The following is a 26558-nucleotide window of genomic DNA, read 5'->3' on the forward strand; positions in this document are numbered from 1 at the left end:
TAATCCCCACGACAGTCCAAGGAAAACCCGAATCCGGATTGCGTCACTTTGCTTGCCGCGGCTGGTGGCATCCTGCCCGGTGGCTCGCATCCGGTGTGGCCTTGGCCCGCGCCAAAGCCGGGTTGATGGCCGCAACCGGTGATCCCCCGAAAAGTATCGCGCTAAGAAAGCGCGCTCAGCGCGAACGGTGGCGAGGCTTCCTCACAATACCCTTACGGCGCCCTCGCTAAACTTGGCCGGACTGATTTTCGGAGAATTTGACATATCGTATCGGTTCGGAATTCTCCTGTGGCAGGGCGTTCGATCAACCGGTAAGATTCACCCGATGACTCGAACATCCCACATTTCCGGCGGTACCTGGCGCTCGTTTCCCGAGCAATCACGGGCAGTGGCGTTTCTCATCATCGGCTTCTCGCTGCTGCGCTTCGCATTGGCGGCGATCGTACCGCTGTTGCCGCAGGAGGCGTATTACTGGACGTGGAGCCGCATTCCGGACTGGTCGTATTTCGACCACCCGCCTCTGGCCAGCTACAGCATTGCGCTGACGACGGCGGTGTTCGGGCAGACGGCATTTGGCATCAAGTCGGCGGCGGTGCTCTGGTCGATCGGCTGGAACATTCTTTGGGCCCGGCTGATACTCGACATGTTCGGTGACCGCAAACTGGCTTTCTGGTCACTGCTGGCGCTAAACCTGACCATCGTCTACGAGGTCCTGGGGTTTGGCCCGACGCCTGACGGGCCCCTGCTGTTTGCGTGGGTCGGGACGATCTGGGCAGTGTGGCGTCTGAGCGCCACGGCCGAAGGACGCTGGTGGTTCGTCGCCGGCGCCTTCATGGGGCTCTCCTGGCTGGGCAAGTATTCCGGCGCGTTGCTCGGCCCGATCGTGCTGCTCTATTTGCTCACGTCGCCGCGGCAACGCTTCTGGTTGGCGAGGCCGCATCCCTACCTGGCCTTCCTTCTGGCGATCGTCGTCTTCTCCCCGGTGCTGATCTGGAATGTTCAGCACGACTGGGCTTCGCTCACATTCCAGAGCAGTCGCCGGCTGAACGAGATGAGCGGCTTCAAGCCACGCTACTTCCTGATGCTGGTTGTCCAGCAGTTTTTGATCGTTACCCCCTATCTGTTCATCGTCTCGATCGCCTCCCTGGTCCGCGAGTTCCGGGGATGGCTCACCCGGGGCATCGACGATTCGGTTCGCCTGTTGCTGATCAGTGCCGCTGTTCCCCTGCTGCTGTTCACCGGGATTAGTTTCCGCTCCATCGTCAAGATCAACTGGCTGGCGCCTGCCTTCTGGCCGTTGATCGTTCTGGGTATCCGCCACCTGCTTGCACGGAGCGACAGGGAGCGGCGCATGGTCTGGGGCCTGGCATCGTCGGCGGCGGTGCTTGTCGTCGGCGCCGCCATTTCAACGGTTCCGAACCTGCCGATTCCAGGCGATCTCAACAGTTGGAGTGGCTTCCGGGAAGCAGCGGCGCGGGTCGATCGACTGGAGGCGGCGATCAGGGCCGAGGGGAAGGACAGCTTCGTATTCTCACCGTACTACAAGACAAGTTCGCTGATCTGGTTCCACCGCTCCGGGCAACAGCGCACCTACGCTCAGGACATCTACGGCGAAAAGGCGCTCGAGTACGATTATTTTCCGGCTGATCGCGACCTGCGGGGAGCGACCGGGATACTTGTCATTACCGACCAGGCACAGTCGAAACTCGATCTTGAGCGCCTCAAGCCGTATTTCGACGCGGTCACCCCGGTTGATGTCGTCGAGACGACCTCTTCCGGAAAGGTCGTTCGCCGCATCGAGATCTATCAGGCGACGAACTACAAGGGGCGGCCTCGGCGCGGCAAAGAGGATGCGCTAAACTAACGCCATTTTGCGTCCCGTACCGTTCAGGAGAACGTTTTTCATGCCCCAGTTGTCCATAGTCGTGCCGACCTTCAACGAGGCCGGGAACATCGTTGAACTCAGGAATCGGGTAGCCGTCGCGCTGCCGGAGGTCGACTGGGAGATGATCTATGTCGATGACGATTCTCCGGACGGTACAGCGGCAACGGTGCGGCAACTGGCGCAGCACGATAGCCGGGTCCGCTGCATCCAGCGTATCGGCAGGCGCGGGTTGTCATCGGCGTGTATTGAAGGAATGATGGCTTCATCGGCGCCCATCGTCGCGGTCATCGATGCCGACCTGCAGCACGACGAGCGGCTGCTGCCAGCCATGTTCGACGCGTTGCGCGGTGACGACCTGGACGTTGTGGTCGGCAGCAGGTACACGGAAGGTGGCAGCATGGAGGGCTGGAATCGCACCCGCGTGGCCACCAGCCAGTTCGCCACGCGACTCAGCCGTCTGGTGCTCAAGGCGGATCTGCAGGACACCATGAGCGGATTCTTCATGATTCGGCGCACGGCCGTCGAGCGCTGTGTCAGGGCCGGCATGTCCGGCGTCGGCTTCAAGATACTGCTGGATCTCTTCGCTACCTCGCCCGAGCCGCTCCGCTGTCGCGAACTGCCTTACGAGTTCCGCAATCGTTTCTCGGGAAAGAGCAAACTTGACGCAATGGTGGCATGGGAGTTTTTCATCATGCTGCTCGACCACTATCTGGGTCGCGTCGTTCCCATCCGTTTCATCGCCTTTTCGCTGGTCGGTCTGCTCGGCCTCGGGGTTCACCTTTCCATCCTGGCAATTCTTTTCCGGGGATTCGGAGCTTCGTTCATCGTAGCGCAAACCGCGGCGACGCTCGTTGCCATGACGTTCAACTTCGCGGTCAACAATGTGCTGACCTACCGTGACATGCAACTGCAGGGCTGGAAACTTCTGAGCGGCTGGCTGTCCTTCTCGCTGGCCTGCAGCGTCGGGGCGCTGGCGAATGTGGGGATTGCGGCCTACCTCTTCGATCAGCGCGCCTACTGGCTGCTCTCGGCGGTTGCCGGCGTGCTCGTCGGCGCGGTCTGGAACTACGCGGTTACCGCGGTCTACACCTGGAAAAAGCCCAAATCGGGATAAGCCTCGCGGCGACTCCTTGCCACTGTTCTGTTTTGGACACTGCGCTCACATCCAGAGGATTTCCCCGGCGCTTGCAATTCCCTTGCTTCGGCCTGAAAATAATCAAGCGCTTGCTTGCTTAATTGCTAATCAGATATTCCGGAGAGCAGTTCATGAATCAGACCTCGATACAGTCGCCTTATCCACACCTTCTCGCCCCGCTCGATCTCGGCTTCACGACGCTGCGCAATCGCACCCTGATGGGGTCGATGCACACCGGGCTGGAAGAAGAGAAAAATGGTTTCGAGCGTATGGCTGCGTTCTATGCCGAGCGCGCCCGCGGTGGCGTCGCCCTGATCGTCACCGGCGGTTTTTCGCCGAATCTTGCCGGCCGTGGCTACCCCAAGGCGTCGCAGCTCAGTTTTTCGTGGCAGGTCGGCAAACACCACATCATCACCGATGCGGTCCACGCCGCAGGCGGCAAGATCGCCCTGCAGATCCTGCATACCGGGCGCTATGGCTATCATCCGCTCAATGTCGCGCCGTCGAAACTGCGCGCACCGATCAACCGCTTCACACCGCGTGCGCTGACGCGCTGGGGCATCCGCAAGACCATCAGCGATTACGCGCGCTGCGCCCAGCTGGCACAGCAGGCCGGCTACGACGGCGTCGAGATCATGGGTTCAGAAGGCTATCTGATCAACCAGTTCATCGCGCTGCAAACCAACAAGCGAACCGACGAATGGGGCGGTAGTTTCGAGAATCGCATCCGCCTCGCCGTCGAAACGGTACGCACAACACGCGCCAGGGTCGGACCCAATTTCATTATCATTTTCCGCCTCTCGATGCTTGACCTGGTCGAAGGCGGCAGCACCTGGGACGAGGTGGTCGCGCTGGCCAAGGCGATTGAGGCGGCGGGAGCGACGATCATCAATACCGGCATCGGCTGGCACGAGGCGCGCATCCCGACCATCGCGACGATGGTGCCACGCGCCGCTTTTGTGTGGGTAACCAAACGGCTCAAGGGTTCCGTCAAGATTCCGCTGATCACGACCAACCGCATCAATACGCCGGAAGTTGCCGAGGATGTTCTCGCCTCGGGTTGCGCCGACATGGTCTCGATGGCCCGACCTTTCCTTGCCGATGCCGATTTCGTGAACAAGGCCGCGGCCAATCGGGCGGACGAGATCAATACCTGCATCGCCTGCAACCAGGCCTGTCTCGATCACATCTTCGCCGGCAAGCTGACATCCTGCCTGGTCAATCCGCGTGCCTGTCACGAAACCGAACTGGTCATCGAAAAGACCTCGGCGCCAAAGAAAATTGCCGTCGTCGGTGCCGGCCCCGCCGGCCTGGCCTGTGCCACAACGGCCGCCGAGTGCGGTCATCAGGTCACGCTGTTCGACTCTGCGGACCGCATCGGCGGCCAGTTCAATATCGCCAAGCAGATTCCGGGCAAGGAAGACTTCGCCGACACGCTGCGTTACTTCGGGCGGCTGATCGAAACCAGCGGTGTCACGCTGCAGTTGAACCAGCGCGTCGACGCCGGGTTACTTAAGGCTGGGGCCTTCGATCATATCGTTCTGGCAACCGGCATCGTGCCGCGCAAACCGCCGATCCCAGGTATCGAAAACGACAAGGTGGCGAGCTATCTCGACATCATTGAGGGACGCAAAGCAGCCGGCAAGACGGTGGCGATCATCGGTGCCGGCGGTATCGGTTTCGATGTCGGCGAGTTCCTGACCCATGCCCATGATGACAAGAGCGAGGCCGAGCGCTTCAACGACGAGTGGGGCATCGATCCCGGTTACACCAACCGCGGCGGACTCAAAGCGCCGGTCAGCGAAGAGGCACCGCGCCGCGTATTTCTGTTACAGCGCAAATCGTCCAAGGTTGGCGAGGGGCTGGCCAAGACCACCGGCTGGATTCGCCGTACCCTGCTCAAGAAGCGCGGCGTGCAGATGATCGCCGGCGTCAATTACGAGCGTATCGACGATGCAGGGTTGCACGTTACCATCAATGGCGAGGCGCAGACCCTGGCGGTTGATACCATCGTCATCTGCGCCGGCCAGGATCCGCGTCGCGAACTGCAGGCACCGCTGGAAGCGGCAGGCATTCCGTTTACGCTGATCGGCGGCGCCGATATCGCGGCGGAACTCGATGCCAAGCGCGCCATCGAGCAGGGCACGCGCGTCGCGGCCAGCCTCTAGTCATGTCGCGCCGCAAAGCCGAAGCCGGGAGCGAGCCCAACCGCCGTGCAGAACTGCTACGCGCCGCGGCGCGCCTTTTTGTCGACAAAGGTTTTGCTGCCACGACAACGCGCGACATCGCCGAAGCGGTCGGCATGCGCTCGGGCAGCCCGTTCTATCATTTCCGCAGCAAGCAGGAGTTGCTCAAGGAGGCGATGATCGACGGTCTCGAAACCGGCCGCGCACGACTCATGACAGAGATCGCCGATATCGCCGATCCCGAGCAGCGCCTGCGGGTTCTGGTTCGCACTCATCTGGCGACCGTGCTCGAAGCCGATAGCGCAGCGCCAATGCTGCTCAGCGAAACCCGTTCGCTGGGTGTCGCTGAACGCGCCGAGATCGCCGCTGCATTCGACCGCTATCAGGTGCCGTGGCAGGCGACGCTCGACGAACTCGAGCAACAGGGGAAAATCCGCTCCGCTGGCCCGCCGCTACGCCTGCTGCTGTTCGGCATGCTCAACTGGTCCGGCCACTGGTATCGCCCCGACGGGCAACTGACGGTCGATCAACTGGCCGATGCCGCAGTCGCGTTGGTGCTCGGCGCCCCCGGGGAAAGCTGAAAGCTCGACCTTCAGGTGGACTCGTATGAGGACAGCGTGATTCCAGCGTGGGTCAGCACCTCGCGCAACTGCTTGATATCGGTCTTGCTGCAGGTGTTGCTGTTGTGCGGATGATGCATGAAAGCCTCAACCTTGTTCAGCGTGATTTTGAAGCGTGCGCCGTGCGCGGATTCGACCTCGGCGCCGAGATGATGGAGCAGTGATTCGATTTCGCGCCAGTGAATGTTGGCGCTCGGCGGATCCTGAAAGATGCTGCGCATCAAGTGTGCATGCTTGTGGCTCATGGTGATACTCCCAAAATTCGTGCCACCATTTTATGCCTGTCGCTCGCCAGTGGAACTGCTCGAATGTTGCGGTCGACCGTCAAAAAAGGATGAATTTCAGCAGCGCCAGGCAGACCAGGGTATAGCCGGCGGCAACCAGGTCATCGGCCATGACGCCGAAGCCGTTCTTGACGTGCTCGTCGAAGTAACGGGCGGGTTGCGGCTTGGTGATGTCGAAAAAGCGGAACAGCCCGAAGGCGGCGGCTTGCCAGAGCAATGTGTCCGGGGTCATCAGCAGCACCAGCCAGAAGGGAACGATTTCGTCCCAGACGATGCTGCCATGATCAGGGTCGCCGAGCGCCCGGCCGGCCATGTCGATGGCCCAGATGCCGAACACGTAGGCCGCGGCAAACAGGCCGAGCAGCGCGAAATCGGTGAAGTAGGAGTGAAACAGGTTGAAGCTCAGCCACGCGAACAGCGTACCAAAGGTGCCGGGCGCCCGCGGGGCCAGGCCGCTGCCGCAACCGCAGGCGAAAAAATGCGCCGGGTGGGCGAAGAGGAATTTGAGGCTGGGCGCGCCTTTCGAAGATTCAGCCAAAGTGGTCGTAGCCTCGCTGCGCGAACTCGATCGGTTTGCGGTCGGGGTCGAAGACCGTCACCGCGCCGGCCTGGCCTTCGCCCATGCTACCGATGCACCAGAGCGGCAGTTCGAGACGCGCAGCGATTCCGGCGATGGCTTGCGCCTGTGCAAGCGGTGTCGTGAAGCAGAGTTCGTAGTCGTCGCCGCCGCTTAGCTGGCACTCAAGGGCGATACGCCGCAGGTCGGCATCGTAGCGCTCACCTTTGGGCAGATGCGGAAGTTGCACCAGGTGCACGGCGGCGGCCAGACCCGAGCGCTCGCCGATGTGGCCGAGATCGGCGAGCAGGCCGTCGGAGACGTCGATGGCGGCCGAGGCGACACCGACCAGCGCCTGGCCGAGCGCGACGCGCGGGCGCGGCTGTTCCAGCGCGGCGATGCACAGACGGCGCCACGGTTCGGGCAGGTTGACCCGGCCCTGCAGTTGCACCAATCCGAGGCTGGCCAGGCCGGGGCGTCCGGAAACCCAGATCAGATCGCCGGCCTGCGCGCCATCACGGCGCAGCGCTTGGCCCGGTTCGTATTCGCCGAGTGCGGTGATGCACAGATTGAGCGGTCCGCGTGTCGTATCGCCGCCGACGACATCGACGCCATATTCGGCGGCGCAGGCGAAGAGGCCTACGCTGAAAGCCGCGATCCAAGCCTCGTCAACCGCAGGCAGGCTGCCGGCGAGCAGCGCCCAGCGCGGCGTGGCGCCCATGGCGGCGAGGTCGGAAAGGTTGACCGCCAGCGCCTTCCAGCCAAGGTTCTTGGGGTCGGTATCGGGCCGGAAATGTGTGCCAGCGACCAGCATGTCGGTGGTGATCGCCAGTTGCTTGCCCGGCGTCGGCTGCAGCAGGGCGCAGTCGTCGCCGGGACCGAGAATAGCCGTCGGCGTGAGGCGCGAGAAATATTTGTCGATGAGGGCGAACTCCCCGGGCATCAACGGCCTTTTTTCTTGGCTTCCACTTCGGCCGGTCGTACTTCGGCCGCAACCTTGTCGAGCACACCATTGACGTACTTGTGGCCGTCGGTGCCGCCGAACGCCTTGGTCAGCTCGATAGCCTCGTTGATGATCACGCGGTAGGGGGTTTCCGGGTTGTCTACCAGTTCGCACGTGCCCATCAGCAGAACGCAGGCCTCGATCGGCGACAACTCCCTGAACGCGCGGTCGATGTGGGTGGCGACCAGTGCCGTGAATTTGTCCTGCTGAGCGATGACGCCGCGCAGGGTGGCGAGAAAGAAGTCGTTGTCCGCCCTGGCGAAATCTTCCATCTCGGGAATCTGGGCTTCGATGGTGGCTTCGTCGGCGCCGCCGACCCGCCACTGGTAAAGCCCCTGCAGCACGAACTCGCGGGCGCGGCGACGGGCCGATCTGGGTGGCGCCTTGGATTCCTGCGGTTGCTCGGTATCGCTGGCGAAAGTGGTCATTGGGTGAGCGCCTTCTGCAGGTTGGCCATTTCGACGGCGGCCTGGGCACAATCGCCGCCCTTCTCCTGCGTGCGGACTTCGGCCTGTTCGTCGCTTTCGCAGGTCAGGATGCCGTTGGCGATCGGGATGCCGGTATCAAGTTGCACGTCCATCACGCCACGGCAGGAATCGTTGGAAACCACCTCGAAATGGTAAGTCTCGCCGCGAATCACCGCGCCGAGAGCGACCAGGGCGTCGTAGCGGCCGCTTTGCGCCATGGTCTGCAGCGCCAGCGGAATTTCCAGCGCACCCGGCACGTTGGCGATCGCCATGTCGCCAGCGGCGACGCCGAGGCGTTTTAGTTCGGCGACACAGGCCGAAAGCAGACCCTCGCAGACCGGCAGGTTGAAGCGGCTCATGACGATACCGATACGCAGGCCGGCGCCGGCGAGAGAATTGTCATATTCATGGATGTCGTCGAAACGGGACATGGCTCAGAGCTCCGCAGGAGAAGTGATGAAACCGGTGACTTCGAGGCTGAAGCCGGTCATGGAGGGCATCCGGCGCGGACTTGAGAGCAGGCGCATCTTGCCGACGCCGAGATCGCGCAGAATCTGGGCGCCGATACCGTAGGTTCGTGGATCCCACTTGGTCCGGGCGCGCGGCGGGTCGCTGGTCAGGCGGGTGAGTAGCGCTTCGCCATCCTCGGGGCGGTGCATCAGGACGATGACACCATGCCCGTTCCTGGCAAGAGCGGCCTGCGCCTCGTCGATCGAGAACGATTGCGGTTTGCTGCCGGGGTCGATGAAGTCAAGTACCGAGAGTGGTTCATGAACGCGCACCAGTGTTTCCTCGCCGGGTGGGATCTTGCCCTTGACCAGCGCCAGGTGCGTCGCGCCGCCGGCGCGGTCGACATAGGCGTGCAGCGTAAATTCGCCGTGGGCGGTCTGGATCGTCTTGCTGGTGACACGCTCGACCAGCGTTTCGGAGGCGGCGCGGTAGTGGATGAGGTCGGTGATGGTGCCGATCTTGAGGCCGTGTTCGCGGGCAAAATCGATCAGTTCGGGCAGGCGGGCCATCGTGCCGTCGTCGTTCATGATCTCGCAGATCACCGAAGCCGGTTCCAGGCCTGCCATGTCGGCCAGATCGCAACCGGCTTCGGTATGCCCGGCGCGGACCAGCACGCCGCCGGGGCGCGCGGTGATCGGGAAGACATGGCCGGGCTGGACGATGTCGTCAGCAGTCGCAGTCCTGGCGACGGCGACCTGGATCGTGCGCGCGCGGTCAGCGGCGGAAATGCCTGTGGTGACCCCCTCGGCGGCCTCGATGGAAACCGTGAATGCAGTGCCGTACTGCGTCCGGTTGTTGCGCGCCATCTGCACCAAGCCCAGCTTGTGGCAGCGCTCTTCGGTCAGGGTAAGGCAGATCAATCCGCGCCCGTACCTGGCCATGAAGTTGATGGCCTCCGGCGTGATGTGCTCGGCGGCCATGACGAGATCGCCTTCGTTCTCGCGCTCTTCTTCATCGACGAGGACGACCATGCGGCCCGCCTTCAGTTCGGCGACGATTTCAGCGGTGGGAGCAATGGCGGGATGGGGAGGCATGGAAATCCGGAAACTTCGTAAACGGGGGAGACATTTTCGCAGAAACACGCGGGCGGCACATGACTTTAGCACGGTGTCGAGGTGCATCTGCCACGCCTCGCCTCGCTGGGCATGACGAGCACGCTCTAGACCGTAATCGGCTGTTCCTCGTTGAACCATTCGCTGCCATGCAGAACGCCGTCATGCGGCATGAGGCCGGTAGACGGCGACGCCCGCGCAGACTTGCTTCCTGGCGGCGTCCTTCGCGCCCGATCAGCGTTCGCCCGGCACGGGTCGGTAGTCGTAACCGATCCGGTAGAAGTAGTCAGCGATGCGCCGACCGTCACCGCCAGGTCCGGTGTTTGCCAGTCGTAGCGCATGAATCGTCGCATCAAGTTCGCCGAAGTACGGCTCGAGCAGATCGGTCGCCAGCGTTTGCTGGTTGCGCGCCACCATGATTAGCGTACGACCCCGGAACTGGCCGGGCGGATCCCAGTAGTTGAACATCAGGGAATTCCCGGTGAATGCCTCAATCGCTGTCGCTTTCAGCGGCACCTGCCTCGGCAAGGCGAACGGTCGGGCACCGTAAAAGGCGATCTGGCTCGCGGTGTTGTACTTGTCCATCCCGACGATTACCGGCGTGGCACCGGTTTCCTGCGCAATTCGGTCATGCACCCTCTGAAGTTCCCGGGTGGCCACCGGCCAGCCGATCGCTTTGGCGAACGACGGTGAATAGGGAACTTTAGGAATTCCCAGGACCAGGTGGTAATTGACAAATGCATAGATGACCAGCAACGCGCCGATGACCTTGCCCGCCGTCAGACGCATTGCGGTACCGAGTCCATGCCAGCGCAGCGCGCTGGCATGGACGATCGTCCAGCCAAGCAGCGGCAGGGTGGCGAGCCAGATCGGGCCGGTCCAGTTGAGGCGCGGAACATGCTTGAGCGCGCTCCAGGCGAAGACCGCGAGCGGGACAAAGACGAAACAGGCCACGAACAGCCGGTTGCGTGCCTCGGCGTGCGCGGGCTCGGGAAAGCGCGTGGCGTCCCGCGTCCACCGTCGGGAGAAGAGCAGCGGCAGAACCATGAGCGGCAGCGGGGTGGCGACAAGGATCATGTTCATCAGCATGTAGTGCAGGCTGAACTGTTGTTCCTCGCCGAAGCGCTCGCCCCCCTGGAAGCGGAACGACGCCCAGTCATTGGCGAAGTTCCAGTAGATTACGGGCGCGAACAGGGCGGCGGCAATCAGCACCGCGAAGTAGGGCTGCGGGCGCAGGAACCAGGCGCGCGAGCGTCGGTCCACGAGGCAGAAAGCCAGGGCGGCCGGACCCAGCAAGGCGATCGTGTATTTGGAAAGCAGGCCCAGCCCCAGCGCAATACCGACGCCGTACCAGGCCCGGCGCTCGTCCCCGACCAGTGCGCGGTGCAGGAAATAAAGGCCGGCACCCCATGCCGCCGCCAGCGGCGCATCCGGCGAAATCATAAATCCCGCGATGAAGAAGCCGTAGGGGATCAGGACCGCGAACGCGGCCGCCACCAGGGCGGCCGGCCGGTCAACGAGGCGCAGGGCCAAGCGGTAGACAAAGACCATCATCACCGCCGTGCAGGCGAGCGAGGCGAGGCGGATGCTGGCCTCGCCGTGCCCGAAAAGTGCTTCGACGAGCGCGATCAGCCAGGCCACCATGGGTGGGTGGTCGAGGTAGCCGAAGTCGAGCCGCATCGAGTAGTTCCAGTAATAGGCTTCTTCGGGGGTCAGCGGAAACACCTTGAGATAGAGCAGGTGCAGCAACAAAACGCTGACCACGATGCCCGTCGCCGCCATGCTCCAGCGCCGTGCCATGGAGACCGACGGTTGTGGCGCGGACCGTGGGGCGAACGCGTTACCAACCGCGCCGGCACTCCAGGCGATACCGACGCCGACCATCGCGGCCATCCATGGCGGCAACCCGTAAGCCAGTGCGGTGGCGATCGCGCCACCGCGCAGGCACAGCGCAAGCGCGGCGGCGACCAGTTGCCAGCCCCCCGCCGGGCGCGAGCCTGCCGGCCACAGAACGCGTGCCCCCAGAAAAGCAGCAGCACCCATGACGAATCCGGCGAGGTTCGATGCCCCAGGCAACCATCCCCAGGTGAGGAGCGCCAAGGTGACAACCAGGTCAACCGTGATTCCGACGGTGGCGGCAAACCGGGCCTTCCCGCCCATGGGCGCCGCCCCCTCCGGTGCGAACATGCCCCGGCGCAGCCTGGCCAGAATCTCGCGCAGCGTGGGTAATTCTGGCGGTAGGCAAGCATTCGGGCCGGGCCGTGCTGAAACGTCGACGATGCGCATCTCGGGTCCGCCAAGCAGCAGCGAGTGAAGAGGCGCCGCGGATGCACGGTCCGGCGGCGCAAGTCGAAGGAGTTGATCGCGGCGCAGCGCGTACCATCGCGACCACGGATCGCGTGTTTGCGCGACTGGCCAGAGAATCAGTCTTGCGAGCAACGCCTTGAACCGGGTTGCGAGCGTTGTCAGCGCCGCGCCAGACTGTTTCTCGTCGCGCACGACGATGGCGAGGTCGTGAAGATCGTCCGCGAGTGGTGCCACCAGCGCTATCAGCGTCTCCGGCGCGAGGCCCGACGCCGGGTCGCAGAAGGCCACGAACTTTCCACGAGCCCTGCTGACAGCGCGAACGATGCCTTTTTCTTCATCCGCTGCTGTCGGCCGCGTCTCGGCGACGATCAACTCGGCGGAATGCCCCGCTCCGCGCGCAATCTCGAGCAACTGCTCGCCGAAGTCCTGGCGCTGGGAAAAGGAGCCTTGCCCGGTGACGATCACCGACAGGTCCGGTTCGGCGATGTCAAGGGTCACGAAGGATTCCGGTGAATGAAGAAGTCAGCAAGATGTTCCCCGTCGCATCACACCCCGGTAATAGGCCGTTGGACTCGGGGGGCCGGAAACCGTCGCGGATGTTGCGGCAACTCCCGATGTCCAGGCTTGCCGTACGGAGCGTCATCCAGGTCTGGTCGGAAAGTCGGGCGCCTTGGTTGGGGAATCGTCCGGGTCAAGGAAACGGGATAGGCGTTGCAATGCCACCCGACGAAGTATCACGTGCCTGAAAGACGCTGTCAATTTGGTATTCCGGAGCCAAAATCACCTTGGCCGGCATTGACCGCAGTTGATCGCAGAAAATATACTGCGCGACTTGCCCTGCGACGGGCCTTCTTTTTTGTGAGCTGCCATGTCTTCCCTCTCTAGTTGTACCTTGGGCGCATGGGCGCTCCCTTCCCTGTCCGCCATCGTCTTCCGGGTTTCGCCCGCGTCGGCGTGCCGCGTGCCGGCGCTTCTGCTCGCCGCGGCGTGTTTTTTGGGTGCCGCACCGGCGATGGCGCAGTCCGCCGGCACTGCCACGGGATCCGAGGGAACGCCGGAGGTGACGAATTCGGTGTGGGACGCCCCCGAGCCCTGGCGCACCGATCGCTTCTACTTCCAGACCAGCCTGGCGACAGTGCATTGGAATCCGTCGGACAAACACAACAACAATCAGAAACTGGTCTACGGTGAATGGCGTCTGCAGGAGCGCTGGCTCGGTGGGCAGGTGCTGGTCGGCGCAGCGGCCTTCTCCAACTCCTTCTACCAGCCGTCGCAGTTCGTCTTCGGGGGGCTGTTGTGGCGGCCGTTCGACTCGGTACCGGCAGCCTACGCCAGGGTTGCCGCCGGCGTGTTGCACGGTTACAAAGGCGAATACCAGGACAAGATTCCCTTCAACAGCACCGGTTTTGCACCGGCAGCCATTGGCTCCGTCGGCTACTGCTTTAATCGCATATGTGGCGAGATGGTGTTGATCGGTACCTCGGGCGTGATGTGGACGCTGGGAGTGACGCTGCCCTGACCGCCAGGCGCACCCGCGCGGTGTGAGCACGTTGGTGGTGGCAGTCAACCGGGCGGTGGAACTGGCGCCCACCAACTATTCGCCGAGTGAGGCTTGCTTCACGGTGTCAGGAGGCCCGCAGCGGCAGGCTTAGGTGCTCGAGCAAAGTCACCGAGTCTTCGATTCGGGTTAGCATCCATGCCCATGCGGCACGCCCTCCTCTTTTCCGTTTTCGTCATCGCTTCCTGCGGGCTGGCCTACGAACTGATCGCCGGCGCGCTGTCGTCCTACCTGCTCGGCGACTCGGTGACGCAGTTCTCGACGGTGATCGGCACCTACCTGTTCGCCATGGGTGTCGGGTCGTGGCTGTCAAAATACATCACGCGTGACCTGATCGGGCGCTTCATCCAGATCGAGCTGATGGTCGGGCTGCTCGGCGGCTTTTCGGCAGTTGGGCTGTTCGTCGTGTTCACGTGGCTGGCAGCGCCGTTCAAGCTGGTGCTCTATCTGATGGTATTCGGCGTCGGCGTTCTCGTTGGTCTGGAGATACCGCTGGTGATGCGTATCCTGAAGCGCGAGCTGGCGTTCAAGGATCTGGTGTCGCAAGTGCTCACTTTCGATTATCTCGGCGCGCTGGCCGTATCCATTCTTTTCCCGCTGGTACTGGCGCCGCAACTCGGCATGGTGCGCACCGGGCTGCTGTTCGGCGTACTCAACGTCGCGGTCGCGTTGTGGGCCTTGCACCTGTTTCGCGACCAGTTACCGGCCCGGCGTGCGCTGGCCGTGCAAAGCTGGACGGTCTTCGGGCTGCTGGCCGCCGGCTTTGCCGGTGCTGGCCAGTTGACGACTTTCGCCGAAAGCCATCTTTACGCCGACGAAATCGTCCATGCCGAAACGACGCCTTATCAGCGCATCGTCGTCACCCGCTGGCGCGATGATCTGCGCCTGTTCCTCAACAACAACCTGCAGTTCTCGTCGCACGACGAATACCGCTACCACGAGGCGCTGGTTCATCCGGGGCTGGCCGCGCTGCCTGGTGCCCGGCGCGTGCTGGTGCTCGGTGGCGGCGACGGACTGGCGGTGCGCGAAATCCTGAAGTATCCGAATGTCGAGGCGGTAACGCTGGTCGATCTCGATCCGGCGATGACCGAACTGTTCGCAACGGCGCCACAACTGGTGGCGCTGAATGCCGGGTCGCTCAAGTCGGAGCGCGTCAAGGTGGTGAACGCCGATGCGCTGCAATGGCTGGAGGGGAGCGACGACTATTTCGACTTCATCGTCGTCGATTTTCCCGACCCGGCCAATTTCGCGCTCGGCAAACTCTATACCTCGGCCTTCTACCGGCTGCTGGAAAAGCGCCTGGCAGCACGCGGCCTGATTGTCGTCCAGTCAACTTCGCCACTTTATGCGCGGCAGTCGTTCTGGAGTGTAGTGACGACGCTCGAGGATGTCGGCTTCAAGACGGCGCCCTACCACGCGCTGGTGCCCTCGTTCGGCGAATGGGGATTCATCATCGCCGGCCGCCAGGATTTTTCGCCCGTTGCGGTCGACCCGGAAAAAACGCGATTTTTGACCCCGGAAATCGTTCCCGACCTGTTCCGCTTTCCGGCCGACATGGCGCGCGTACCGGCCGAGGTCAATCGCCTGAACAATCAGGTGCTGGTCCGCTACTTCGAGCAGGAGTGGCGCAAGGTCGTGCGCTAGCAGAACCGGCTTGCGGCCCGCGCCTCTGGAGTTGGCCGCCGATTTCTGGCAGTCTGCGCGGGTGGCTGTACTGGGTGTTGCCCCGGGTTGGAGCAGGCATGACCAGGGGTTTTCGGGCGAAAAAAAGATTGTATGTCGTGGGAGGGTAGTCGGGTGATCGATGCGCGTAGTTACTATGTCAGGGAGACCTTGCGCAATGGCATGGAAGTCTGCATCCGGGCGTTGCGTCCCGACGATGGCGAGCGGATAGCCGAGGCGTTCAGCAACCTCGATCCGGAATCCATCTATTCGCGCTTCTTCAGTTTCAAGCGCAAGCTGAACGAGGCGGACTACCGCCTGATACGGGAGATGGATTTCGACAACCGGGTTGCTCTGATCGTCACCCATATGGTGGCAGGCCGGGAGGTTGTGATTGCGTCTTCGAGCTATGCGCGCTGTGGGGACGACATGGCGGAAGTCGCCTTCGTCGTTGAGGAAGACATGCATGGCCTGGGCATTGCCCGGCGGTTGCTCATGCACCTCGGCCGGATCGCCCGCGATCGGGGAATTTCGCACTTCATCGCGGAAGTCCTCGTCACCAACGCAGCCATGCTCAGGGTGTTCTCCGCCGTTGGCTGGCCCATGAAGAAGCGGATCGTGGATGGCACGGTCCACGTGACGCTGTCCCTGAAGGACGCACCGGCGGGCTGATCGCCGGCGCGGCTTGCTGTTCGGCGGCGGTTCAGCGCAAGAACTTGCGTATAGTTAGCGGTTGCTCTAATCCGAAACGACGTCGGCATCATGGAAACCATCCGCATTCGCGGTGCGCGCACCCATAATCTGAAGAACATCAATCTCGATCTGCCGCGCAACCGGCTGATCGTGATTACCGGGCTGTCCGGGTCGGGCAAGTCCTCGCTGGCCTTCGACACCCTCTACGCCGAGGGACAGCGGCGTTATGTCGAATCGTTGTCGGCTTACGCGCGGCAGTTCCTGCAGTTGATGGAGAAACCCGACGTCGACCTGATCGAGGGACTCTCGCCGGCAATTTCGATCGAGCAGAAGGCGACTTCGCACAACCCGCGGTCGACCGTCGGCACCGTTACCGAAATCCACGACTATCTGCGCCTGCTCTTTGCCCGCGCCGGGACGCCGTATTGTCCCGACCACAACCAGCCGCTGAAAGCGCAGACCGTATCGCAGATGGTCGACCACGTACTGGCGCTGCCCGAAGAAACGCGGCTGATGATTCTCGCGCCGGTGGTTGCCAACCGCAAGGGCGAGCAGGTCGATCTCTTCGCTGAGCTACGCGCCCAGGGATTCGCCCGGGTGCGGGTCGACGGCGCGGTGCATGAACTTGACGCGGTGCCCAAGCTGACCAAGTCGCAGAAGCACAATGTCGACGTCGTGGTCGATCGTCTGAAGGTGCGCGACGACATGCGCCAGCGCCTGGCCGAATCCTTCGAAACTGCCTTGCGTCATGCCGACGGCCGGGCGATTGCGCTGGAGATGGACAGCGGCAAGGAACACCTGTTCTCGGCCAAGTTCGCCTGCCCGGTCTGCTCATACGCCCTGCAGGAACTGGAGCCGCGCCTCTTTTCCTTCAACAACCCGATGGGCGCGTGTCCGAAATGCGACGGCCTCGGGGTGATCCAGTTTTTCGACCCGCGGCGCGTGGTCGGCAACCCGGCACTGTCGCTGGCGGGTGGGGCAATTCGCGGTTGGGACAGGAAGAACCAGTTCTACTTCCAGATCATCGAATCGCTGGGCGCGCATTACGGCTTCTCGGTCGATACGCCGTTCGGCGAACTGCCCGAGGAATTCCGCCAGGTGATTCTTTATGGCTCCGGGCGCACCGAGATCAATTTCCACTACCTCAACGAAAGGGGCACACGCTTCGACCGTAGCCACACCTTCGAGGGCATCATCCCCAATCTGGAGCGGCGCTACCGGGGCAGCGACTCGCAGGCGGTGCGCGAGGAGCTTTCCAAATACATCAGCAATACCGGGTGTCCGCAGTGCGCCGGTACCCGCCTGCGCATCGAGGCGCGGCACGTGCGTGTCGGCACCAGGACGCTGCATGAAATCAGCCGCCTGCCGCTCGGCGAAGCGCGCAACTACTTCAGCTGCCTGACGCTTACCGGCGCCAAGGCGCAGGTGGCCGACAAGATTCTCAAGGAAATCACCGCCCGCCTCTCCTTCCTGATCAACGTCGGCCTCGATTACCTGTGCCTCGAACGCTCGGCCGAAACGCTGTCCGGCGGCGAATCACAACGCATCCGGCTGGCCTCGCAGATCGGCTCGGGGCTGACCGGAGTCATGTACGTCCTCGATGAGCCATCGATTGGCCTGCACCAGCGCGACAACGACCGCCTGCTGCAAACGCTGAAAAACCTGCGTGACATGGGTAACTCGGTGCTCGTTGTCGAACACGACGAGGATGCGATTCGGTCAGCCGACTACGTGATCGACATCGGCCCCGGCGCCGGTATCCACGGCGGCTTCATCGTTGCCGAAGGGACGCCGGCTGAAGTGGCGGCCAACCCAGCCTCGATGACTGGCGATTATCTTTCCGGGCGCAAGGCAATTCCGACCCCAAAAACGCGTCGACCGCGCCAGGCTGGCAGACGTATCCTGGTGACCGGCGCCTGTGGCAACAACCTGAAGGATGTCACGCTCGAACTGCCGGTGGGCCTGTTCTCCTGCATCACCGGCGTATCCGGCTCCGGCAAATCGACGCTGATCAACGACACACTCTACGCCGCGGCCGCCAAACACCTCTACGGCTCGTCGACCGAACCGGCACCGTACAAGGAAATTTCCGGACTCGAACTGTTCGACAAGGTGATCAACGTCGACCAGGCGCCGATCGGCCGCACGCCGCGCTCCAACCCGGCGACCTACACCGGCCTGCTGACGCCGATCCGCGAACTGTTTTCGCAGGTGCCGGAATCGCGCGTCCGCGGCTATGGACCGGGGCGCTTCAGCTTCAACGTCAAGGGCGGCCGCTGCGAAGCCTGTCAGGGCGATGGCATGATCAAGGTCGAAATGCACTTCCTGCCCGACATCTACGTCCCCTGCGACGTCTGCCACGGCAAGCGCTACAACCGCGAAACGCTGGAAGTGCAGTACAAGGGTAAAACCATTCACGACGTGCTCGGCATGACCGTCGAGCAGGCCCGCGAGTTCTTCGGCGCCGTGCCGGTCGTCGCCCGCAAGCTGCAAACGCTGGTCGACGTCGGCCTCAGCTACATCACGCTGGGCCAGAGCGCCACCACGCTGTCCGGCGGCGAAGCGCAGCGCGTCAAGCTGGCGCTTGAACTCTCCAAACGCGACACTGGCCGCACCCTGTACATCCTCGACGAACCGACCACCGGCCTGCATTTCCAGGACATCGAAATGCTGCTCAGCGTGCTGCAGCGGCTGGCCGCCAACGGCAACACCATCGTCATCATCGAGCACAACCTTGACGTCATAAAAACCGCCGACTGGATCGTCGACCTCGGCCCGGAAGGCGGCGACGGCGGTGGACGGATTCTTGTCGCCGGGACGCCCGAACAGATCGCCAAATGCAAGGCCAGCCACACGGGCCGCTTCCTGAAGCAACTCCTTGACAAGAAATAGCCAACTCGATCCGCCAGCCATGGAAAACACCGCTATACCTACAGGGTACAGAAGGCATTTGGGTTCCGACGACAGACTTGGCGGAAATGCTGTTGACAGGAACGCAATGAACTCAAATTACACGCAGACGCCTAACTCCAACATTGGGCCTCAGACGCGCCAATGAGCTAGCTTTGTCACATGAGGAGTTTTAGCATGTTGAAAACTTACCAGGGAAGTTGCCACTGTGGCGCAGTAGGCTTCGAGGCCGACATCAACTTGAGCGTTGGAACTAACAAATGCAATTGTTCAATTTGCACAAAAACAAGAAACTGGAACGCGATTATTAAGCCCGACGCTTTTCGGCTACTTTCGGATGAAGGCGCATTGAACGACTACCAATTCGGACAAAAAGTCGGACACCATCTTTTCTGTCGACATTGCGGCGTGCGCTCGTTTGCACGTGGGTACGTAGAGCAGATTGGTGGGCACTACGTGGCGGTTCAACTTGCATCGTTAGACAACGCAATTCCGCAGGAACTTATTGCGGCACCGATCAGATATGCTGATGGACAAAATAACGAATGAGGAAATTTACCAGATGAAGTGCGCCATCTCTGAGCTCCTTGCTTCCCGGTCGCCCAATGACATGAGGCCCAACCTATCATTCCACCAGACCCTGCGGATAGAGCTGCGCAAGTCCGGTGAATTCAAACATTGAAGCTGTAGAAAATCCCGTTTTCGCGAAAAATGCCCTCGTACCAGAAATTTGCGGCTTCCACAATCGCTCCAGAATCGACGATCTCGGTTTCGGGAGACATAAATCATTCCTCAAAATTGCCCCTCAATTTTGCTGAGCGAGTTTTTCTACCCCTTCGTTGGGCCTCTTAGAGGGTTTTTGCCGTGTCCTCCAACCGAAACGCGAAATCGATTGAGCAGAAGCTGTTGGACTTGGACGCGCACATGTAATTGCTGCGCCAGCACCTGCATAAGTTGCGCGACAGTAAGAGTCATCTTAAGGTAATCGCCGCGGAACTGAGAACACTCGTGTGCAGGTCCAGCGGGACTGAAGGCCTTCTCTGGCGATTAACCGATGAACTGAAAGTCGGTGATCTGGTAGCGCTTCATTTACCTGGAAAGCTAAAGCAAGACCATCCTCTTGTACGCGGCCTGGAATTCATGATTGTCCCAATCTTCCGTGCAGGAAAAGGAGATCCACGGCTAGTCCCCGGCAACCACTCGCTTCGTGCCGTGATCAAGGAAGGAGAGGCGCTGGTCGTCCTTGGCAAGCCCCTTACGCACGAATACCTCATCAAGGCCGTGGCACAACAGATGGGCACTGCCCACGAGGATGACGGACTGGAGCCCGCGCTCGTGCAGCTTTCCACAATTTTCGTTAACGGAGTCGAGCCCTACCTTGGCATTCTGGCCATAGACGCCGAACTCACTCTGGAAGTTGGGGAACGAGTCTTGGAGGTGGCGGAATCACGCGGACAACTGCACAGACTCGCACACAGCCACGACTGCGGGAATGTCTCCGTCGTGGTCCGCGTGTGTCGCAAGCAGCATTTGGGGAGCCGCGTTCAGCTCTTTCGATTCCATTCATACACATCCGAAGTAGCCATTGTTGGCCTTGCCACACCAACTGGCGTTCTCTTTCAGCTGTTGAAACGGCAGCAACTCATGACCGAAGTTCTTGCACCATATCCAGAGTCCTGCGTTCTCGGAGAGGACGCCATTGCGGTTCTTTCATACTGCTCAAGGACAGGTCAGTTACGTACGATTACGGCCGATGGCCCAACCGCCCCTCAGTTCTACAAACTTGGCTGGGTTCACGCCTGCGAATTCACTTTGGAGGAGGTTTCCGAGTTATACAAGGACATTATTGACCAGCGATTCCTGCTGATCTTTGAGCGACTTCTTTCATCACGAGATGTTTTGGAACTTCTGGCGCTTCCTCCAAGCGGCTACGGTTTGTGGAAGCATGCCGACGAGTTGCATGCTCAAGGAGTTTTCCCTGAATGAGGCCCAACCATTCGTTTGTGGGGACCACCTGCAAGCTGCGCTTGCAGGTTCGCTCCGGGCTTCGCCCTCCGCCGGCCCCTAAGCTCAAACTACAAGAGCTTCTCCATATTTAGCAAACGGTTTTCTGATTTTTACTGTCTCATCGTTGTTCTGCCTCAATGATCTGCCTGCCCATCTGGTCTGCTATGTTGAAGTAAAGAAGGTGAAGGACTGCGGTACTACAACCGGTCATCCTCCAAGGGGACTTCCCATGGGGCGCGTCGGGCTTCTTGCCCAGACCCTGATGAAGGACATGCGCGGGGGCCTCTTTCGTTAGTCGGGAATGGCTTCTTCCCCTTGAGCTAATCAGGCATACCCCGCGCGGGTCCAACCCGCTTCACATCAAAGTTGGCAGTGCTTCGCTGGTATTTGGCCACCAGCGAGCGGCCCGTGATTCCCCTTGGTTTTCTCTCTACAAGGATTTCCGTTAGTACCCAATAAATCGGGCGACTCGACGGTTGCCAAACAGGCGTTGTGCGAGTAGGCTAGTATCTAATTACTATTCGGAATGTAGGTGTAACGGTGCCATGACTGCTTCAACTACCTCCCAAATACCGTCACGCCAGCGCTTGACCACCGAACAGCGGCAGCGTGAGATTGTCACGACGGTTCTCTTCCTGGCCCGCCAACGTGGACCGGACGCGATCACGACCCAGGCGATTGCCGACCATATGGGCGTCACTCAGGGGGCGATATTCCGGCACTTTCCCGACAAGCAGGCGATCTGGCTGGCGGTCTTCGGCTGGGTACGTGAAGCGCTTGGTGCCGCGTTGGCGGCGGCGACCGACGAGGTGGCCTCGCCGCTGACCAAGATTCAGCAAGTGTTTCTCGCGCATGTGGCTTTCATTGCAGGCAACCCCGGTGTGCCGCGTGTCCTCTTCCACGAGTTGCAATACCCGGGCGATTCGCCGGCGCGCCTCGAAGTGCGCGCGATGATCAGCAGGTATCGCCAGAGACTGAGCCAACTCTTTGCCGAGGCGAAGGCGGCCGGCGAACTGCCGGCTGCGCTTGACCAGGCACTGGCACCTGTATTGCTGATCGGCGCCGTGCAGGGCCTGGTCATTCAGGCATCGCTCGCCGACAACGAAGGAGAAATGGTCGGTGCAGCGCAGAAGCTGTGGCCACTGCTGCTTGACGCTTATCGCGGGCAAAGGGGACGGTGAACATGCGTACGAGCCTGTTGGCCAAGCTTCACCTAAGCCGTAGCGCAGGACTGATCGCTGCCGCGATCGGTCTGGCGATAGTCCTCGGCTGGCTGATTGTCAGTCAGGGACCGCTGGCGCCGATCAAGGTGACGCTCGCCACGCCGACGGATGGCCCGCTCAGCGCCAGCACCTTCGGCATCGGCACGGTTGAGGCGCGCCGCGCCTACGCGCTCGGGCCGACACAAGCCAGTCGCGTTCTGCGCGTGCTGGTCGATCAGGGCGATGTAGTCAAGGCCGGGCAGCTCGTCGCCGAACTCGATCCGGTCGATCTCGGCGAGCGTGTGCTCAGTGGCGAGCTGGCGGTGGCGCGCGCTGCAAGCACGATCCTGGCTGCCGAGGCGGCGCTGGCGGAGGCTCAAGGCCGCGCTCTGGTGGCGACCACCGAGGCCCGCCGTTATCACGAGTTGCAAGGCAAGGGCTTCGTCAGCCAGCAGGCGGTCGACGCCAAGGTGTACGAAGCCAACGCCGCCAAGGCGGCCGTCGCCGGCGCCACAGCGCTGGTCGCGGCGGCCCAGCGTGACCGTGAACGCGCGCAGGCGGACGTCGCCGGAACTGGCAAGCTGCAGGCGCAGGGTCGACTGGTGAGCTCGGTCGATGGGGTGGTCAGCGCGCGCCTGGTCGAACCGGCAACGACGGTCGTCGGCGGCCAGGCAGTGGTGCAGGTCATCGACCCGACAAGCCTGTGGGTACGGACGCGGATCGACCAGGGCCAGGCAGGCAGTGTCCGCGTCGGCCAGCCGGCAGAGATCGTGCTGCGTTCGGACCCGCAGCGCAGCTACCGCGGTGAAGTACAGCGCGTCGATCTGGTCAGCGACGCAGTAAGCGAAGAACGCATCGTCAATGTCGGCTTCGCTGTACGCCCGGAAGCGATCTCAGTCGGCGAGCTGGTTGAAGTGACGATCACGGTTGCCGCGCTGGCCAATGCGCGTTGGCTGCCGGCGGCAGCGGTGAAGCGGGTCGACGGTCGGCAAGGGGTGTGGCGGCTTGACGAGGGGCGCGTCGCCTTCCAGCCGGTCACGGTCGGCATCACGACGCTCGACGGGCGTAGCCAGATCCTCGATGGACTCGCTGCGGATGACCAGCTGGTCGTGCACAGCGCGCAGGAATTGAGACCGGACAGCAGGGTGAAAGTCGTCACCGCGATCGTCGGTTCGACGCCATGATCAACCTCGCGGCGCGCGACATCCTGCATGGATGGGGCAAGTTCGTGTTTACCGGCGTCGGCCTCGGACTGCTGATCGGTGTGACGCTGTCGATGGCCGGCATCTACCGCGGTCTGGTCGACGACGGCAAAGCCTTACTGGCCATTGGCGGTGCCGATTTATGGGTCGTCCAGCGTGATACGCTGGGGCCGTACGCCGAGCCGTCGAGCGTTCGCGACGACGTCTACCGCAGCCTGCTCGGCATCCCCGGTGTCGCCGCTGCCGGCAACGTGACCTATCTGACGATGCAGATCGAGCACACACGTGGCGAAGTACGGGTGATGCTCGTCGGCTTCGAACCCGGGCACCCCGGCGAACCCGGCTACCTCGTCGCCGGGCGTCCAATCACGCGCTCGCACTACGAGGCGATCGCCGACGTGCGCAGCGGGCTCGCCCTGAACGAGCGCATCCGCATCCGCCGTCACGAATACACGGTGGTCGGCCTGACCCGGCGCATGGTCTCGTCGGGCGGCGACCCGATGCTCTTCGTGCCGCTCAAGGACGCGCAGGAGGTGCAGTTTCTCAAGGACAACGACGCGCTGGTAAACGAGCGCGCGCGTACCGCCGCCAATCCGGCGTTCAACCGCCCGGGTGTCCCGGGGCTGCTCGAAGCGGTGCAGGCCAGCCAGGCCAACAGCCATCAGGTCAATGTCGTACTGCTGCGACTTGCGCCGGACGCCGACGAAACGCAGGTCGCCGAGCAGATCAGACGCTGGAAACATCTCGAGGCCTATACGCGTGCCGACATGGACGAGATCCTGGTCGCCAAGCTGATCGCTACGTCGGCGCGGCAGATTTTCATGTTTCTGGTCATCCTCTCGGTGGTCAGCGCGGCGATCGTCGCCTTCATCATCTACACCATGACCTTGAACAAGGTCCGCGAGATCGCGGTGCTCAAGCTGATTGGCGCCCGCAACCGGACGATTGCGCTGATGATCCTACAGCAGGCGCTGGGCCTCGGCGTGATCGGCTTCGTCGTCGGGCGCAGCGCCGCAGCGCTGTGGGCGCCGATCTTTCCCAAGTACGTGCTGCTGCTCCCCGGCGACGCGCTGCGCGGCGCGCTGCTGGTGTTGTTGATCTGCGCGCTGGCCAGCGTCGTCGCTATTCGCGCCGCCCTGCGCGTCGATCCGGCTGCGGCGATCGGCGGTTGACATGGTCCAGCCGGCAATCGAAATCAGCGGTCTGAGCAAGCGTTACGGCGAGGGCGATGCAGCAGTCTACGCGCTCAAGGGGGTGGACATGGCGATCCAGCCCGGTGAGGTGGTCGGGCTGATCGGCCCCAGTGGCTCGGGCAAGAGCACGCTGCTGAAGTGCCTCGGGGCGGTGATCGAACCGACTTCGGGCCGGATCGCTCTGGCCGGCGAAGCGATCTACGACAATGGCTGGAAGGTCAGCGACCTGCGCGCGCTGCGCCGCGACCGCATTGGCTTCGTCTTCCAGGCGCCTTACCTGATTCCCTTCCTCGACGTGACCGACAACGTCGCCTTGCTGCCGATGCTCGCCGGTGTGCCGAATGACCAGGCGCGCGAGCGGGCGCGCCAGATGCTCGCGGCACTCGACGTCGGACACCGGGCGGAGGCGCAGATACGGCAACTTTCCGGCGGCGAGCAACAACGGGTTTCGATCGCGCGCGCGCTGGTCAACCAGCCGCCGATCGTTCTCGCCGACGAGCCGACGGCACCGCTCGACAGCGTGCGCGCGCTGACCGTGATTCGCATCCTCAACGAAATGGCGCAGCGCTTCCAGGCGGCGATCATTGTCGTCACGCACGACGAGAAAATCATCCCGACCTTCAAGCGCCTCTACCATATCCGGGATGGTCGGACCTACGAAGAGGCCGGCGAGGCGCGCGCCGCCTGAAGGCAGGCGTTGGCGAGGCGATCTCATGCCGAGTGCGGACAATTGCCTGGCGCGGACCGCGGGCATCGCCAAGTCTGGCGCACAGGTACTGAAACGAAAGAGCTTTCGGCCTCGAATTCAGCCAGATTGCTGGATACTGACTTCTTGAGAATGGAGAACACGATGGCAAAACTGCTCATCGTCGCGGAGCGACAAGCACGAAGCGACGCACCAGGCGGGCATTTCGCACTCTGGGTGCTGGGCTTTCGACCGTTCTATCTACTGGCCAGCATCTTTGCCGCGCTGTCGATTCCGCTCTGGGTGGCGCAGTACGCCGGCTACCTGCCGGCCGGGATGACGCACATCCCGGCCTGGCACGGCCACGAGATGCTGTTCGGCTACACCCTGGCGGTGATTACCGGCTTCCTGTTCACGGCGGGCCGCAACTGGACCGGGCAGCCAACGCCGACCGGTGGCGTGTTGATGGCATTTGCCTTGCTCTGGGTTGCTGGGCGGGTCCTGATGCTGACCCCCTATGCGCTCGCCGCAGCGGTGGTGAATACAGCTTTCCCAGTGGCGGTGGCAATCGCCTTCGCCATCCCGCTGTGGAAGAGCCGCAACCAACGCAACTATTTTTTCGTCGCGCTGCTCGTGCTACTCGGTGCGGTGGTGCTGGCGATGCATCTTTCCTGGCTCGGCGTAATCGCCTGGCCCGCACAAGCGGGCTTGCAAGCCGGGCTCGATGTCGTGCTCTTCGTGATCGCGGTGATGGGCGGTCGGGTCATTCCCATGTTCACCAACAACGGCATTCCCGGTGCGCAAGCCACTCGCCGTCCGCTGATCGAAAAACTTGCCCTGGGCAGTGTACTGCTGTTGTTGATCGCGGACATTCTGGTGTTGCCGGCGGCGCTGATCGCCGCCATTGCGCTGGCCGCTGCGTTGGCGCACGCCGCCCGACTCTATCTCTGGCAACCCTGGCGGACGCTGCGAACACCGTTGGTGTGGGTGCTGCATGTGGCTTACGGCTGGCTGGTCGTCCATCTCGTGCTGCGTGCCCTGGCGGCGCTCGGCGCTGTTGCCGAGCCCTTGGCGCTTCACGCGCTGACCATAGGCACCATTGGCGGCATGACCCTCGGCATGATGACTCGCACCGCGCGCGGTCACACCGGCCGTCCGCTGGTCGCCGACCGCTTTGAGGTCATGACTTTCCTGCTCATTCTGTGCGCCGTGCTGATCAGAGTCTTCGGCGGGATGCTTTTGCCCGATGCCTACGCGAGCACGATCGTCGGCTCTGGAATCTGCTGGTCGCTCGCTTTCGCGATCTGCGCGATTCGCTACTGGCTGGTGCTGTCGCGCGCGCGGCTAGACGGCAAGCCCGGCTGATCACAGCATGGCCACCATTGTAGTAAAAGTCCCGGGATCCCCGGAGTGTTGGCATTGCTGCGGCAACTGCGGCAGC

General features: G+C 62.4%; 22 protein-coding genes. 15 read left to right on the top strand and 7 right to left on the bottom strand.

The window, feature by feature from the left end; translation table 11 throughout:
* Positions 1–325 precede the first annotated feature (325 nt).
* From IPP03_15245 to IPP03_15260, 4 genes are all read left to right on the top strand, one after another.
* The gene (locus IPP03_15245; protein MBL0353934.1) at positions 326–1864 is read left to right on the top strand and encodes a glycosyltransferase family 39 protein; all 1539 of its coding nucleotides are present in this window, start codon (positions 326–328) and stop codon (positions 1862–1864) included.
* 40 nt (positions 1865–1904) lie between these two features.
* The gene (locus IPP03_15250; GenBank protein ID MBL0353935.1) at positions 1905–2999 is read left to right on the top strand and encodes a glycosyltransferase family 2 protein; all 1095 of its coding nucleotides are present in this window, start codon (positions 1905–1907) and stop codon (positions 2997–2999) included.
* Between the two features lie 152 nt (positions 3000–3151).
* A complete protein-coding gene (locus tag IPP03_15255; GenBank protein MBL0353936.1) occupies positions 3152–5188 on the top strand; it encodes an NADPH-dependent 2,4-dienoyl-CoA reductase in 2037 nt (678 codons plus the stop codon).
* 2 nt (positions 5189–5190) lie between these two features.
* Complete coding sequence (locus IPP03_15260) at positions 5191–5787, top strand: TetR family transcriptional regulator (protein ID MBL0353937.1); 597 nt, start codon at positions 5191–5193, stop codon at positions 5785–5787.
* Between the two features lie 11 nt (positions 5788–5798).
* On the opposite strand, the gene IPP03_15265 is transcribed toward IPP03_15260, so the two are convergent.
* The 7 genes from IPP03_15265 to IPP03_15295 form a co-directional block, all read right to left on the bottom strand.
* Entirely contained in the window at positions 5799–6071 is a 273-nt protein-coding gene (locus tag IPP03_15265; GenBank protein ID MBL0353938.1) for a type II toxin-antitoxin system HicA family toxin, read from the bottom strand.
* Between the two features lie 79 nt (positions 6072–6150).
* Positions 6151–6648, bottom strand: a complete 498-nt coding sequence (locus IPP03_15270; GenBank protein MBL0353939.1) for a phosphatidylglycerophosphatase A — start codon at positions 6646–6648, stop codon at positions 6151–6153.
* A complete protein-coding gene (gene thiL, locus IPP03_15275) occupies positions 6641–7609 on the bottom strand; it encodes a thiamine-phosphate kinase (GenBank protein MBL0353940.1) in 969 nt (322 codons plus the stop codon). Before thiL ends, IPP03_15270 begins: the two co-directional genes overlap by 8 nt.
* A complete protein-coding gene (gene nusB, locus IPP03_15280) occupies positions 7609–8097 on the bottom strand; it encodes a transcription antitermination factor NusB (GenBank protein ID MBL0353941.1) in 489 nt (162 codons plus the stop codon). The genes thiL and nusB overlap by 1 nt, the downstream gene beginning before the upstream one ends.
* Positions 8094–8567 carry a 6,7-dimethyl-8-ribityllumazine synthase gene (locus tag IPP03_15285; GenBank protein MBL0353942.1) on the bottom strand — a complete coding sequence of 158 codons (474 nt, stop codon included), beginning with the start codon at positions 8565–8567 and terminating at the stop codon, positions 8094–8096. The genes nusB and IPP03_15285 overlap by 4 nt, the downstream gene beginning before the upstream one ends.
* Before the next feature lie 3 nt (positions 8568–8570).
* Positions 8571–9680, bottom strand: coding sequence for a 3,4-dihydroxy-2-butanone-4-phosphate synthase (gene ribB / locus IPP03_15290; GenBank protein MBL0353943.1), 1110 nt, complete (start codon positions 9678–9680; stop codon positions 8571–8573).
* A 252-nt stretch (positions 9681–9932) separates the two neighbouring features.
* Positions 9933–12503, bottom strand: a complete 2571-nt coding sequence (locus IPP03_15295; GenBank protein ID MBL0353944.1) for a glycosyltransferase family 39 protein — start codon at positions 12501–12503, stop codon at positions 9933–9935.
* A gap of 463 nt (positions 12504–12966) precedes the next feature.
* Here IPP03_15295 and IPP03_15300 point away from each other — a divergent pair, with 463 nt between their 5' ends.
* The 11 genes from IPP03_15300 to IPP03_15350 all read left to right on the top strand — a co-directional run bounded on the left by IPP03_15300 (position 12967) and on the right by IPP03_15350 (position 26482).
* Complete coding sequence (locus IPP03_15300) at positions 12967–13524, top strand: hypothetical protein (GenBank protein MBL0353945.1); 558 nt, start codon at positions 12967–12969, stop codon at positions 13522–13524.
* A gap of 183 nt (positions 13525–13707) precedes the next feature.
* A complete protein-coding gene (locus IPP03_15305) occupies positions 13708–15207 on the top strand; it encodes a polyamine aminopropyltransferase (GenBank protein MBL0353946.1) in 1500 nt (499 codons plus the stop codon).
* Positions 15208–15408: 201 nt separating this feature from the next.
* Positions 15409–15897, top strand: a complete 489-nt coding sequence (locus IPP03_15310) for a GNAT family N-acetyltransferase (GenBank protein ID MBL0353947.1) — start codon at positions 15409–15411, stop codon at positions 15895–15897.
* A gap of 90 nt (positions 15898–15987) precedes the next feature.
* Positions 15988–18810: an excinuclease ABC subunit UvrA gene (gene uvrA, locus IPP03_15315; protein MBL0353948.1), complete on the top strand. Its 2823-nt coding sequence runs from the start codon at positions 15988–15990 to the stop codon at positions 18808–18810.
* A 195-nt stretch (positions 18811–19005) separates the two neighbouring features.
* Positions 19006–19377 (top strand): GFA family protein, encoded by a 372-nt coding sequence (locus IPP03_15320; GenBank protein ID MBL0353949.1) that lies wholly within the window; start codon positions 19006–19008, stop codon positions 19375–19377.
* A 381-nt stretch (positions 19378–19758) separates the two neighbouring features.
* Positions 19759–20814 carry a hypothetical protein gene (locus IPP03_15325; protein ID MBL0353950.1) on the top strand — a complete coding sequence of 352 codons (1056 nt, stop codon included), beginning with the start codon at positions 19759–19761 and terminating at the stop codon, positions 20812–20814.
* A gap of 566 nt (positions 20815–21380) precedes the next feature.
* Positions 21381–22016 (top strand): TetR/AcrR family transcriptional regulator, encoded by a 636-nt coding sequence (locus tag IPP03_15330; protein MBL0353951.1) that lies wholly within the window; start codon positions 21381–21383, stop codon positions 22014–22016.
* Positions 22017–22018: 2 nt separating this feature from the next.
* Positions 22019–23221, top strand: a complete 1203-nt coding sequence (locus IPP03_15335) for an efflux RND transporter periplasmic adaptor subunit (GenBank protein MBL0353952.1) — start codon at positions 22019–22021, stop codon at positions 23219–23221.
* Complete coding sequence (locus IPP03_15340; protein MBL0353953.1) at positions 23218–24411, top strand: ABC transporter permease; 1194 nt, start codon at positions 23218–23220, stop codon at positions 24409–24411. The genes IPP03_15335 and IPP03_15340 overlap by 4 nt, the downstream gene beginning before the upstream one ends.
* 1 nt (position 24412) lies before the next feature.
* Positions 24413–25120: an ABC transporter ATP-binding protein gene (locus tag IPP03_15345; protein MBL0353954.1), complete on the top strand. Its 708-nt coding sequence runs from the start codon at positions 24413–24415 to the stop codon at positions 25118–25120.
* Positions 25121–25282: 162 nt separating this feature from the next.
* The gene (locus IPP03_15350; protein MBL0353955.1) at positions 25283–26482 is read left to right on the top strand and encodes an NnrS family protein; all 1200 of its coding nucleotides are present in this window, start codon (positions 25283–25285) and stop codon (positions 26480–26482) included.
* The last annotated feature ends 76 nt before the right edge of the window (positions 26483–26558 follow it).

This window comes from Candidatus Dechloromonas phosphoritropha, from assembly GCA_016722705.1.
Classification (GTDB): Bacteria; Pseudomonadota; Gammaproteobacteria; order Burkholderiales; family Rhodocyclaceae; genus Azonexus; species Azonexus phosphoritrophus.